The organism is Tumebacillus lipolyticus (assembly GCF_042682745.1).
GTDB classification, from domain to species: Bacteria; Bacillota; Bacilli; order Tumebacillales; family Tumebacillaceae; genus Tumebacillus_A; species Tumebacillus_A lipolyticus.
In genome coordinates this window covers 668,839-682,263 of record NZ_JBHUIO010000002.1, presented here as the reverse complement: position 1 = coordinate 682,263, position 13,425 = coordinate 668,839, and the positions used below count along the sequence as shown (strand labels likewise).

11 protein-coding genes are annotated in these 13,425 nt (G+C 56.0%); 8 read left to right on the top strand and 3 right to left on the bottom strand.

Annotation, left to right across the window (positions count from 1 at the left end; translation table 11 throughout):
• Window positions 1-239: 239 nt before the first annotated feature.
• Window positions 240-623 (bottom strand): hypothetical protein, encoded by a 384-nt coding sequence (locus ACFSOY_RS02620; RefSeq protein WP_386043970.1) that lies wholly within the window; start codon window positions 621-623, stop codon window positions 240-242.
• Between the two features lie 27 nt (window positions 624-650).
• Window positions 651-893 carry a DUF2627 family protein gene (locus tag ACFSOY_RS02615; RefSeq protein WP_386043969.1) on the bottom strand — a complete coding sequence of 81 codons (243 nt, stop codon included), beginning with the start codon at window positions 891-893 and terminating at the stop codon, window positions 651-653.
• A gap of 220 nt (window positions 894-1,113) precedes the next feature.
• Here ACFSOY_RS02615 and ACFSOY_RS02610 point away from each other — a divergent pair, with 220 nt between their 5' ends.
• The 8 genes from ACFSOY_RS02610 to lipB all read left to right on the top strand — a co-directional run bounded on the left by ACFSOY_RS02610 (window position 1,114) and on the right by lipB (window position 11,315).
• Window positions 1,114-3,204: a sigma 54-interacting transcriptional regulator gene (locus ACFSOY_RS02610; RefSeq protein WP_386043968.1), complete on the top strand. Its 2,091-nt coding sequence runs from the start codon at window positions 1,114-1,116 to the stop codon at window positions 3,202-3,204.
• A 418-nt stretch (window positions 3,205-3,622) separates the two neighbouring features.
• Window positions 3,623-4,696, top strand: coding sequence for a Leu/Phe/Val dehydrogenase (locus ACFSOY_RS02605; RefSeq protein ID WP_386044467.1), 1,074 nt, complete (start codon window positions 3,623-3,625; stop codon window positions 4,694-4,696).
• 40 nt (window positions 4,697-4,736) lie between these two features.
• Entirely contained in the window at window positions 4,737-6,182 is a 1,446-nt protein-coding gene (gene lpdA / locus ACFSOY_RS02600) for a dihydrolipoyl dehydrogenase (protein ID WP_386043967.1), read from the top strand.
• Between the two features lie 12 nt (window positions 6,183-6,194).
• Window positions 6,195-7,190 carry a thiamine pyrophosphate-dependent dehydrogenase E1 component subunit alpha gene (locus ACFSOY_RS02595; RefSeq protein ID WP_386043966.1) on the top strand — a complete coding sequence of 332 codons (996 nt, stop codon included), beginning with the start codon at window positions 6,195-6,197 and terminating at the stop codon, window positions 7,188-7,190.
• A 15-nt stretch (window positions 7,191-7,205) separates the two neighbouring features.
• Window positions 7,206-8,189, top strand: a complete 984-nt coding sequence (locus ACFSOY_RS02590; protein ID WP_386043965.1) for an alpha-ketoacid dehydrogenase subunit beta — start codon at window positions 7,206-7,208, stop codon at window positions 8,187-8,189.
• 23 nt (window positions 8,190-8,212) lie between these two features.
• Window positions 8,213-9,550, top strand: coding sequence for a dihydrolipoamide acetyltransferase family protein (locus tag ACFSOY_RS02585; RefSeq protein ID WP_386043964.1), 1,338 nt, complete (start codon window positions 8,213-8,215; stop codon window positions 9,548-9,550).
• 25 nt (window positions 9,551-9,575) lie between these two features.
• Window positions 9,576-10,505 (top strand): lipoyl synthase, encoded by a 930-nt coding sequence (gene lipA, locus ACFSOY_RS02580; protein WP_386043963.1) that lies wholly within the window; start codon window positions 9,576-9,578, stop codon window positions 10,503-10,505.
• Window positions 10,506-10,556: 51 nt separating this feature from the next.
• Window positions 10,557-11,315 (top strand): lipoyl(octanoyl) transferase LipB, encoded by a 759-nt coding sequence (lipB, locus tag ACFSOY_RS02575; protein WP_386043962.1) that lies wholly within the window; start codon window positions 10,557-10,559, stop codon window positions 11,313-11,315.
• A 99-nt stretch (window positions 11,316-11,414) separates the two neighbouring features.
• Here the strand turns inward: lipB and ACFSOY_RS02570 are convergent, their stop codons facing one another.
• Window positions 11,415-13,169 (bottom strand): methyl-accepting chemotaxis protein, encoded by a 1,755-nt coding sequence (locus ACFSOY_RS02570; RefSeq protein ID WP_386043961.1) that lies wholly within the window; start codon window positions 13,167-13,169, stop codon window positions 11,415-11,417.
• Window positions 13,170-13,425: the final 256 nt, after the last annotated feature.

Sequence of the window (13,425 nt, the reverse complement as noted above, 5' to 3'; positions counted from 1 at the left end):
GCGCACATGATCAAGAATGCAGGAAGCTGAAGGCGCGATCAGATCGATCACAACATGCAGCGCGCTGTCAGTAGCCAAAAAACCCCCGCCAACCACAGTTTTTGTGGTTGGCGGGGGTTTTGCTATCCTTTTTGAGCGGGCGGTTCGTCCGAGGCGCTTCCTGACTGCGCCGCAAAACAGAAAAGCGGATGCTCTCCGAACTCGGGGCATCCGCTTTTCTGCGATGTGGCAGGGAGCGCTCATTGCGCCTGCACGCGCTTGGCCAGCTCCTCTTTGATCTTGTTCAGCGAAGCTTCGCTGAGCGAGCCGCCATTTTCTGAAACCTGTTCTGAAATGATGTTGATCACCGCGTCGTATCCGAGCTGATCGATCGCCTGTTGCACGATCGGCTCCTCCATGACGCTGGTCAAAAACTGATGGACCTTCTCCTGACCCACGTTGGCAGACTCCATCAGTTTTTTCTGAAGGGCTGCATCTTCTTTCAGTTGCTGCAAAGTGTCCTGTGCTTTTTGCTTCAACTCGTTCGCCTTCTGGGTCAAAGCTTCTCGCTCCGAGTCGAACGAGCAGCCTGACGCGAGGAACAGCAAAGTTGTCACGATGATGAGGGCAGATCGCTTTTTCATCGAGCAAACGCCTCCTTCAGCAGTGGGCTATTTGGTTTTCCAAGCGGGAGGTTTGACCTTGCCGCGCTTTTTGTCCCGATAGAAGACAAAACCGCCGAGAAAGGTGATCCCGCCGGTCATCAGGACTGCGCCGATCAGCATTTTCCACCAGATGACCGCGTCCGGATGAGCCATCTTGTCAACGATTGCGATGCGTATCAGGTTAAGTCCATAGCCGGACACTATAAAAACACCGAGTAAGATTCCCCAGACGATCAGTTTTCCAAGCATGTAAGTCTCGCCCTTTCGACAATGGCAATAGATTCAAGTTCACTATACCGCATCTGATAAGGGTTCACAAGAAGCGATAGTGTCGACCGGCTCCATGCAGGATTTCAGAAACTGAATGTCGAAGCGAGAAAAAACAGTGTGCAATTTTTTTCATGTCAGCATTCGTTTGCAGATCGTGTTCGATCGAGTTGCAACAGTACATAGAGTGGGGATGGTAACATTGATCAACATCTTGATCGTGGGAGCGGGCCGTGGGGGGACCGCTATGTTGCGCGCTTTTCAAGACTTGGCGAAAGTGCGAATCGTCGGGATTGTCGACATCAACCCGCATGCGCCGGGGCTCGCCCTCGCACGGGAGTTAGGCGTGATCACCGGAGAGAAGTACCAAGACTATCTGAACGACTCGGTCGACGTGGTGATCGAGGCGACGGGGGATGGACAGATCAACCGGAAGATCGCCGAGCTTTTGCCGAAGGGCACGACGCTCGTTCCAGGGGCGATCGCTTCCCTGATGATGCACCTGCTGTTAGAAAAGGAGGAGCTGATCGATCAGCTGACCGTGTCGCGTCAGGAGTTGCAGGTGGTCTTAAACTCGACGCACGATGCGATGATCGCCATCAATGCGGAAGGGATCATCACCTTGTACAACGCGGCCGCTCAGCGGTTGACGGGCGGCGAAGCGGAGGAGATGATCGGCAAGCTGGCGAGCGAAGTCGTGCCCAACTCGCGCCTGCACGTCGTTTTGCAAACGGGAGAGCCGGAGCTGAACCAGCTGCAAAACTTTCGAAACACGCGGATCATCACCAACCGGGTGCCGGTGCTCGACAGCAACGGAAAAGTGGTGGGGGCGGTGGCCGTCTTCCGCGATATCACCGAAGTGCAGCAGTTGGCAGAAGAGGTGACCAACCTCAAGGAAATTCAAGAGCTGTTGCAGGCGATCATCAATTCGACCCAAGATGCGATCTCCGTCGTCGACACAGAAGGGCGCGGCATTATGATCAATCCGGCCTACACGCGGCTGACCGGGCTGAGCGAGCAGGAGATCATCGGCAAGCCGGCCGATGCGGACATCGCCGAAGGGGATTCGATGCACATGAAGGTGCTGCACACCCGCAAGCCGGTGCGCGGCGTCAGCATGAAGCTCGGCCCGAAGAGCAAGGAAGTGCTGGTCAATGTGGCGCCGATCGAAGTGGACGGTTCGCTAAAAGGTTCGGTCGGCATCATTCATGATATTTCGGAGATCAAGAAGCTGACCGAAGAGCTGAAGCAAGCGAAGCAACTCATAAGAAAGCTGGAAGCGAAATATACCTTTGATGATATCATCGGCACTTCCAACGAGATGATCATGGCGATCGAACAAGCTCATAAAGCGGCCCAGACTCCGGCGACCGTCCTGTTGCGCGGCGAATCGGGCACGGGGAAAGAGCTGTTCGCCCATGCGATTCACAACGACAGCGAGCGCAAGTACAACCAGTTTATTCGCGTCAACTGCGCGGCGATCTCCGAAAGCTTGCTCGAATCGGAGCTGTTCGGCTATGAAGAGGGGGCATTCACCGGGGCGAAGCGCGGCGGGAAGAAAGGATTTTTCGAAGAGGCGTCGGGCGGCACGATCTTTCTCGACGAGATCGGCGAGCTGTCGATGAGCATGCAGGCGAAGATCTTGCGCGTGCTGCAGGAGAAGGAGATCTTGCGGGTGGGGGGCGCCAAAGCGGTCATCGTCGATGCGCGCGTGATCGCAGCGACCAATGTGAACTTGGAGCGGGCGATCCAACAGGGCGCCTTTCGCGAAGACCTCTACTACCGGCTCAACGTCTTGCCGATCATCATTCCGCCGCTGCGCTATCGGAAAGAGGATCTGGAGGCGATCGCCAACCGCCTGATCCAAAAGTACAACCAGGAGTACGGGCGAAGCGTGGAGCGGATCTCCTCGCGGACCCTGTCGAAGATCAAGGACTATCCGTGGCCGGGGAACGTGCGGGAGCTGGAAAACGCGATCGGGCGCGCGATGATCAACATGAAGTTTCCGGAGACGGTGATCGAGCAGCATCATCTGATCTTGCCAGGCGAAGTGCCGGAGCGAAAAGCGGTCGGGGGCACAGCGACAGACCGAGAGAACGTGTTGGGCGATCTGCCCGCATCTTTTTTGGACGGGCAGGTTCGCGCGCTGGACGATGTGGTGGGGGAGGCGGAGCGCCAGCACATCGAGCGTGTGCTCGCCAAGACGAAAGGCAATAAGACGGAAGCGGCCAAGCTTTTAGGGATCGCGGTGCGAAGCCTCTATTATAAGTTGGACAAATATGGGATACAGTGAGAGGAGGCGCTCACATTTGCGAGCGGGAATACGCAAATTGTTGCTTGCAATTTTTTGCGCATTCTCTGCAAATATCTGCACGTTGCTCTTTGAACGCTTTAGAGTGTCAGAGTCTTCTCGCGGGGGAAGACTCTTTTTCCCAAAGGAACTGTAACCGTTTTCAGGGAAATTGGCATGATCCTTGCATAATAGAATTGGCGTACACAGTCATCCGTCCATTCTCTTTTTTCTGAAGAAAGGACATAGCCGTTGCGCGAGTAGCAGATACTATCCATATCTGCCTTTCGCTACCACATCCAGGCGATGCTATGGTATTCTGTTTCTTGGGTGTGGCTTGTTGTTAAGACCTTATCTTAACCTATTGACCAAGTGATTCCAAACACTCGAAGGGGGAACTATCGTGAAAATTTTCGAATATATGGAGAAGTATGACTATGAACAGCTGGTGTTCTGTCATGATGAAGCATCTGGTCTGAAAGCGATTATCGCAATTCACGATACCACGCTGGGTCCGGCGTTAGGCGGCACCCGCATGTGGACATATGCGACGGAAGAAGCGGCGATCGAAGATGCGCTGCGCCTGGCGCGCGGCATGACCTACAAAGCGGCTGCAGCGGGCTTGAACCTCGGCGGCGGGAAGACCGTCCTGATCGGCAACCCGAAGACAGACAAGTCGGAAGCGCTGTTCCGCTCGCTCGGACGCTACATCGAGTCCCTGAACGGTCGTTACATCACCGCTGAGGATGTCGGCACCACCGTGACCGACATGGACTACATCCACATGGAAACTGAACATGTGACCGGCGTCTCCGTGGAGTACGGTTCCTCTGGCAACCCGTCCCCGATGACCGCGCTCGGTTGCTTCCGCGGTCTGCAAGCGGCGGCGAAGGCTGCGTTTGGCACAGACGATGTGGCGGGCAAGACGGTCGCTGTCCAAGGCGTGGGCAACGTTGGCTACTACCTCTGCAAACACCTGCACGAAGCGGGCGCCAAGCTGATCGTCACCGACATCAACCAAGAATCGCTCGATCGCGTCGTTCGCGAGTTTGGCGCAGAAGTGGTCGCTCCTGATGCGATCTTCAGCGTGGAGTGCGACATCTTCTCGCCGTGCGCACTGGGTGCGATCATCAACGATGAGACGATCCCGCAATTCAAGTGCAAAGTGATCGCAGGCTCGGCGAACAACCAGCTCAAAGAGGAGCGTCATGGTGACACCATCCACGAGATGGGCATCCACTACGCACCAGACTATGTGATCAACGCTGGCGGTCTGATCAACGTCGCGGTCGAGCTGGAAGGATATAACGAGGGATTGGCACGCAAGAAAGTGGAAAACATCTACAACATCATGACCACCATCTTCGACATTTCCAAGCGCGACGGCATCCCGACTTACAAGGCGGCCGACCAGATGGCGGAAGATCGCATCAACCAAATGAAAAACACTCGCTCGAACTTCCTGCGCACCGAGCGATCCTTGCTTTCGAAATAAACCTCTTTGAACTTGAACATCGGAAGGAGCCAAGGATTCAATGTCTGAACAATACGATGTTGTGGTCCTGGGTGGGGGCACGGGCGGCTATGTAGCCGCCATTCGTGCTGCCCAGCTCGGGTTGAAAGTGGCAGTGGTGGAGAAGGAGAAGGTAGGCGGAACCTGTCTGCACCGCGGATGCATCCCGTCGAAAGCGCTGCTCAAAAGCGCCGAGATGATGGCGGCCGTGCAAAAATCGAAAGAGTTTGGCGTGACGGTCGAAGGCGATGTATCGCTCGATTTCTCCACGGTGATGAACCGCAAGGAGAAGATCATCAACAACCTGCACAAAGGCGTGCAGAGCTTGCTCAAGAAAAACAAGGTGGACATCATCGAAGGCATCGGCCGCGTGATGGGGCCATCGATCTTCTCGCCGACCGCTGGCGCTGTCTCTGTCGAGCGCGCGAACGGAGAGGCGGAGATCATCGCACCGCGCAACGTGATCGTCGCGACAGGTTCGCATCCTCGCTCGCTGCCAGGCCTTGAAATCGACGGCAAATGGGTGATCACCTCCGACGAAGCGCTGCAGATGGAAGAGCTGCCGAAGTCGGTGATCATCGTCGGCGCTGGTGTTATCGGCTGTGAGTGGGCATCGATGCTCTCCGACTTCGGCGTGCAGGTGACGATGATCGAATACGCGCCTCGCATTCTCCCGCTCGAAGATGCGGACGTGTCGGCAGAGCTCGCCAAGCTGTTCGGACGTCGCAAGTCGAAGATCAAGATCCATACGTCGACCGGCGTGCTGGCAGAGACGGTCAAGGTCGAAGGGGATCAAGTGTCCATTCAAGCGAAGGTCAACGTCGGAACGGATAAGGAGTCGGTCGAAACGTTTGCTGCCGACAAGATCCTCGTCTCGGTCGGCCGCGGTGCGAACGTTGAAAACATCGGCCTGGAAGCGACCGAAGTGGTGGTCGAGCGCGGCACGATCCAGGTGGACGAACACTATCGCACAAAGGAAAAGAACATCTTTGCGATCGGCGATGTGATCAACACCCCGCAGCTGGCGCATATCGCAGCGCACGAGGGGATTCACGCGGTCGAGGTGATCGCAGGTGAGCACCCGCATCCGATCGACTACAAGATGATTCCGCGCTGTACATATACGCGTCCGGAGATCGCCTCTCTCGGCTACACAGAAGATGAGCTCCGCGATGGGGGACGCGAGATCAAAGTGGGCAAATTCCCGTTCCGCGGCATCGGCAAGGCGCTGGTCAACGGCGAATTTGACGGCTTTGTCAAAATGATCGCCGACGCGAAGACGAACGACCTGCTCGGCGTGCACATCATCGGTCAAAACGCGACCGATATGATCTCGGAAGCGAGCTTGGCGCAACTGCTCGATGCGACGCCGTGGGAGATCGGACTGGCGATCCATCCGCACCCGACCTTGTCGGAGGCGATCGGTGAAGCGGCGCTTGCTGTCGATGGCAAAGCGATTCATTTTTAGGGAGGTCTCAACATGTCCAAGTATGATTACAAAGAGCTAGGCCTGTCTGATGAGCAGGTTCTTGAGATCTACTACTTTATGCTGCTCGCCCGCAAATTGGACGAGCGTTTCTGGTTGCTCAACCGCGCCGGGAAGATTCCGTTTGTCATCTCCTGTCAAGGCCAAGAGGCAGCACAGGTTGGTGCCGCCTACGCGCTGGACAAGGATGTTGACTACCTGGCTCCCTATTACCGCGATCTCGGCTGCGTCCTCGTGTTCGGCCAAACGCCGACCGAAGTGATGATGTCTGCGTTCGCCAAGCCGGGCGATGTGAACTCCAACGGGCGGCAGATGCCGGGCCATTTCGGCGGTCGCAAATATCGCACCCTGTCTGGCTCCTCTCCTGTCACCACCCAATTTCCGCACGCGGTCGGCGCTGCTCTCGCTGCGAAGATGCGCGGTGAGAAGAGCGTCGCCTACACTTCGACTGGCGAAGGATCTTCCAACCAAGGCGACTTCCACGAGGCGTGCAACTTTGCTGCCGTCCATAAGCTGGCCTGCATCTTCTACATCGAGAACAACGGCTATGCGATCTCTGTGCCGCTGTCCAAACAGCTCGGCAACCACAACACGGCAGATCGCGCGATCGGCTATGGCATGCCAGGCTTCCAGATCGATGGCAACGATGTGCTCGAAGTGTACAAATATGCGAAGGAAGCGGCGGAGCGCGGCAGAAACGGCGAAGGCCCGACGATGATCGAAGCGCGCACCTACCGCCTGGTGCCACACTCTTCCGACGATGATGACAGAGCGTACAGAAGCCGTGAAGAGGTAGAGGCAGCGAAGAAACAAGACCCGCTGATCACGTTTGCGCAGTATCTCCGCGACAAGGGCGTTCTGACCGAAGAGAAAGAAAAAGAGATGAACGATCGCGTAATGCGTGAAGTCAACGAAGGCACTGAAGCGGCAGAAAAAGAGCCGTTCTTTGCGCCGGAAGACGCGCTCACGCACGTCTACGAAGAACGATAGGGGGTACTCGCAGACATGGCGATTAAATCATATATCGAAGCAGTGACCGAAGCGCTCGATCAGGAGATGGAGCGCGATTCCTCAATCTTTATCCTCGGTGAAGACGTCGGTGTGCGCGGCGGGGTATTTCGCGCCACCGCAGGTCTGATCGAAAAGTATGGCGAAGATCGCGTGATGGACTCTCCGCTGTCCGAGTCGGCGATCGTCGGTGTTTCGATCGGTGCTGCGATGGTCGGGATGCGTCCAGTAGCTGAAATTCAGTTTGCAGATTTTATCTTCCCAGCTTACAACCAGATCGTGTCCGAAGCGGCGCGCATTCGCTACCGCACCAAGTCGGACTGGACGGTGCCGATGACGATTCGCGCTCCATACGGCGGCGGCGTCCACGGCGCTCTGTACCACTCCCAATCGGTTGAAGCGCTGTTCCACCACGTTCCAGGGATCAAGATCGTCATGCCGTCCACACCGTACGATGTGAAAGGGCTGTTGATCGCCTCGATTCGGGACAACGACCCGGTGCTGTTCTTCGAGCACAAGCGCTGTTACCGACTGATCAAAGGGGAAGTGCCAGCAGAGCCGTACACGATCGAGATCGGGAAGGCGGATGTCAAGCGCGAAGGGGATGACGTCACCGTGATCACCTACGGCTTGATGGTACACTATGCGCTGGAAGCGGCAGAGACGCTCGCCCAAGAGGGCATCTCCACACACATTCTCGACCTGCGCACGATCAAGCCGATCGACCGTGAAGCGATCCTCGAAGCGACGAGAAAGACTGGCAAAGTGTTGATCGTCCACGAGGACGGCAAGTTTGGCGGCGTAGGTGCGGAAGTGTCTGCGATCATCTCCGAAGAGGCGCTGTTCGACCTCGATGCGCCGATTCAGCGCTTGTGCGGTCCAGACGTTCCGGCAATGCCATATTCTCCGCCGCAAGAGAAGTTCTACATGCTCACCCCTGCGAAGATTGCAGATGCGATTCGTGAACTGGCTAAATTCTAATTCGTAGTAAGGAGGACTTCTCCATGGCAACGATCTTGATGCCTCAGCTTGGCGAGTCGGTGACGGAAGGAACCATCGCCAAGTGGCTGAAACAAGTGGGCGACAAAATCAACAAGTATGACCCGATTGCAGAAGTCATCACCGATAAAGTGAACGCAGAAGTTCCGTCCGAGTTTGTCGGCACCCTGACCGAAATTCTCGTGCCGGAAGGTTCGACCGTCGCGGTCGGAACGCCGATCGCCGTGATCGCAGAAGAGGGCGAAGCACCCGCACCGGCAGCAGCTCCGCAAGCGGCAGCTGTCGCGCAGCCGGAGCGGGCAGCAGCACCTGCTGCACAACCGGCGCAAGCACAGGCGGCTCCCGCGCGGACAGCGGGCGGCGCTCGCTTCTCTCCGGCGGTGATGCGCCTGATTCAGGAGCACAACCTCGATCCGAACCAGATCGTCGGCACCGGTGCGGGCGGTCGGATCACCCGCAAAGACGTGCTGTCCTTCGTCGAAGGCGGCGGCGCAGCGACCGAGCTGACCAAGACGGCTGAGGATCACGCTTCGGTCGCAGCTCCGACTGAGCCGGCGACCGGCTTGACAGCGCTTGGAGCACAAGGCGTTTCCACCCCGCCGGCAGCGCCTGCACCGGCTGCGAAAGCTGCCTATCAGGCGGCAGACGGCGATCAGGTGATCGAAGCTTCGGGCATCCGCAAGACGATCGCTCGCCGGATGGTCGAATCGAAGCACACCGCTCCGCACGCTTGGACGATGATGGAAGCGGATGTGACCACGCTCGCCAAGTTCCGCGACAAGAGCAAAGATGCGTTCAAAGCGAAAGAGGGCGTGTCGCTGACCTTCCTGCCGTTCTTCATCAAAGCGGTCGTCGAGTCGCTCAAAGAGTTTCCGATTATCAACTCGACATGGCAGGATGATAAGATTATTATTAAAAAAGACATCAACATCTCGATCGCGGTGGCGACCGAAGATGCGCTTTTCGTCCCGGTGATCAAAAATGCGGATCGCCTGAGCATTTTGGGCCTGTCGCATGCGATCAACGATCTGGCGAAGCGCGCGCGCGCAGGAAAGCTCACGCCGGACGACATGTCGGGCGGCACGTTCACCGTCAACAACACAGGATCGTTCGGCTCGGTTCAATCGATGCCGATCATCAATTCGCCACAGGCTGCGATCCTGTCGATGGAAGCGATCGTCAAGCGCCCGGTCGTCATGCCGGATGATTCGTTCGCGATCCGCTCGATGATGAACATGTGCATGTCGCTCGACCATCGGATTCTCGACGGTCTGGTTTGCGGCCGCTTCCTGCAAGCGGTCAAAAAGCGCATCGAGTCCTATGTAGAGCCCAACTTGTACTAAGATTTGAGGAAAGAGGTGTGTCAGCGTGGAAGAACTAAACGTTCTGAGCGATTCCCCGAAGGCAACAGAGGAGGAGCGCCCGTTGCGACGGCCTGACTGGTTGAAGATTCAACTGCGCACGGGCCCGAACTTCACGGAACTAAAAGATCTGTTGCGGGGAAATACGCTCCACACCGTCTGTGAAGAAGCGCGTTGTCCCAACATCTACGAGTGCTGGGAGAACCGCACGGCAACCTTTATGATCCTCGGCGATATCTGTACTCGCGCTTGTGGATTCTGCGCGGTGAAGACCGGCCTTCCGTCTGAGCTCGATCTGCAGGAGCCGGAGCGCGTGGCCGACTCGGCTGAGATCATGAAACTGCGGCACGCTGTGGTGACTTCGGTTGCGCGAGACGATTTGAAAGATCACGGTGCATCTGTGTTTGCAGAGACGGTACGAGCCATTCGCCGCCGCTTGCCGCTGTGCACAGTAGAGGTGCTGCCGTCCGATATGGGCGGTCAATACGAATCGTTGAAAGTGCTGCTCGACGCAGAGCCTGACATTTTCAATCACAACATCGAGACGGTGCGCCGCTTGACGCCGAGAGTTCGCGCCAAAGCGACCTATGATCGCACGCTCGAAGTGTTGCGCTTCGCCAAGGAATACAAGCCGCAGATCCCGACCAAGTCATCGCTGATGTTAGGGCATGGCGAGACGTGGGAGGAGATCATCCAGGTGATGGATGATCTGCGCGCTGTCGATGTGGACATCATGACGATGGGGCAATATCTGCAGCCGACGAAGAAACACCTCTTGGTGAAGAAGTATTGGACCCCGGATGAGTTTGCAGCGCTGAAAGAGGAAGCGCTCAAACGCGGCTTTAAGCATGTCGAATCGGGTCCGCTGGTGCGCAGTTCCTATCATGCGCATGAGCAGGCGCAGTCGGCCGATCAAAAGTTCAGAGATAACGCGTAATCAATCGGGTCACAGCGTCTGCTGTGGCCCTTTTGTAAGGAGGGGTCGAGCATGAAGCCGCATTGTCATGTCTATGATCTTGGGAAAGTGGAGTACGGACCTGTTTTTGAGCTGCAAAAACAGGCGGTTCGGGCGATGCGAGAGGGGAAGCTCTCCAACACGATCCTGCTGTTGGAGCATCCTCCCGTGTTCACGATCGGTCGTGCAGGCGGTGCCGAGCACGTTTTGGTGACGGCAAAAGAGCGCGAACAGATCGGGATCTCGATGTTCGATGTGGACCGTGGGGGCGATGTGACCTATCATGGGCCGGGTCAGTTGGTCGGCTATCCGATCTTACATCTGGAGTCGTGGAAGAACGACGTGCGGCTCTATGTGCGAATGCTCGAAGAGGTTGTGATCCGTCTGCTGGCAGACTTCGGGATTCAAGCGGGGCGAAAAGAGGGGCTGACAGGCACCTGGGTGGGGGAGGAGAAGATCTGTGCGATCGGTGTCAAGGCGAATCGAGATACGGCGCACAAAGGGTTTATCACCTCGCACGGGTTTGCCTTTAACATCCATCCTGACCTGCGTCATTTCGGGTATATCGTTCCCTGTGGCATCACTGAGTATGGCGTCACCTCTTTGCATCAGCTGCTCGGCTCCGCTCCCGATATGCAGGAGATGAAGCTGCGCTGGGTGATGGCGTTCCAAGAAGTGTTCGGCGCGAGCGTCGAATGGCCGACAGACGACATTCGAGAACGCATCGCTTCGGGGCAGGGGGAAGCGGCGAGCGAAAACAACGCCTTTCGCACCGATCGCATGTATGAGTAACAAGCGTGCAGCAGCGCGCATACGCATTTGATCATCAGCAGCAAAAAAGCAACCGGCCGCGGAGGCCGGTTGCTTTTTGTGTTCTGGTCGACAGCTCGGTTAAACTGTCTCCGGATCTTTCGATTGGTCTTCGGTGCGGATCAGCTGGCTTGCCAGACGGCTCGCTTGCTCTTGGAGCGCTTGGTTCGACTCGTTGAGCGAGTAGATCGATTTGAGCTGTTCTGTAAAGTTCTGTTGAATCAGCTCGACCGAAGCGGCCGTCTGCTCCGACATCGACGAGACAGATTCGACGGTGGCGAGCAACGACTCTTTGCTCTGCTCGACCACTTGGATCGTCTGCGTGACCTTTTGTACAGAGCTTGCGACTTGCTGCACCGTGTTGCGGATGTGGTAGAAGCTTTGGATCGTGTCTTCGACCTGGGTGGTCTGCTCGCGCAGCGAATCCTCGGCGATGCGCATCTCTTGGCCGGTCGAAACGATATCGCGGGAGATGTCGCTGAGCAGCTCGTCGATCTCCTGCGAAGCTTGTTTCGTGTTGGCAGACAGCTTGCGAATCTCATCGGCGACGACGGAGAAACCACGACCGTGTTCACCAGCGCGGGCCGCTTCGATCGAGGCGTTCAGCGACAGCAGGCCGGTCTGTTCGGCAACGTCCTGAATGCTGGACAGCAGGGAGTTGATGCGGCGCGTACGCTCTTCCAACGAGTAGATCTTTTGACCGAGGCCGAGAGTGATCGCTTCCGTTTGCGAAGATTTCTGTTTGAGACCCTCGACGATGTCGATACCTTGCACAGATTCATCCACGCACTTTTCGATCGAGCTGTGCGCTTCCGACGTGTGAGTGAGAATCTCGCCGATCTTCGTGTTGATATCCCACAGCTGGCTGTTGCCGCGCTCCGCCTCAGATGCGAGGTACTCGGTGGTGGTGGAGATCTCCTGCAAGGAGCGCAACACGTGCTCCGCTTGACCTTTCGAGTTGTCCGAAACGGAAGCAACTTGCGTGAACGTAGTGACCAGTTGACCGGTCGCACCTTCGATCTCTTGCATCATGTTGCGAATCTTTTTTACCATCTCGTTAAAGCCGGCGACGACGACGCCAACTTCGTCTTGGCTGCGCACTTCAAGCTCGACATTCAGGTTGCCAGATCCGACCTGATCGACCGCATGGGACAGCTCTTTGATCGGGAACAGCATGCGCTTGAGGTTGAAGTATTGAACAGCGAAGATGATCAGGAACAGCACGACGAGCGCAAGTCCGAGGCGCTCGACCATCATCAATTGAGAATCTGCGATGATGTTTGCGCTCATGTCGATCCCGAGCACCGCGACGACATCTCCGCGGGAGTCGAGGACTGGCGACAAGGTGGTGAACCAACTGCCGATGTGATCGTCGTAAACTTCGGTGGTCGTCGGTTTTTTCGTATTGAGCATCTCTTCATAGGCGAGCACATAGGCGGGGAAGGGCTCAAGCTCAGTACCTGGCAGAGCTTCCAATTCAAGCAGGGAGGTCGGGTTGGCCACTGCGACAAACTTGCCATCCGCGTTCATTTTCGTTTGGAAAATGTAGGCCTGTGCGATGTTCGAATTGTTAGCTCCGATCTTATCCAACTCGGCAATCAACTGTTTTTGCACATCGGAATTGATGTCAGTATTGGTGATCGCTTCTTTCACGCGAGCGGTGTCAAAGCTTCCCGCTACGAGGCTTCCCAACCCTTTGCCCTGTTGCGACAATGTTTCATTGATCACCTTGCCTTCGAAGTAATAGCTCGCTCCGATCATTGTGATTCCGATCAATAAAACAAAAATTGCGGATAACAAAAGGTTCTTCTGGAAGAACGAAATCTTCTTAAACATAAGATCACACCGCCTTAAGATAATAAATATTTCGTTAGAATAATCATTCTACATCAACTGAGCGTAATCCTTCTTGTAAAGTATACTTCTGAATCGATTGTCTCCAAATTTTACTATGGAATTGATCAGCCGTGAGGAAGAATGGAATTTCAAAATTTATTGGATCATAAAGGACTATTACAAAACACCGAAAGCGGTGTGTGATAGGCGGTTAAAATGTTGGCTTCACGCTGCTCAAAATGACTTGCCGTCTGTA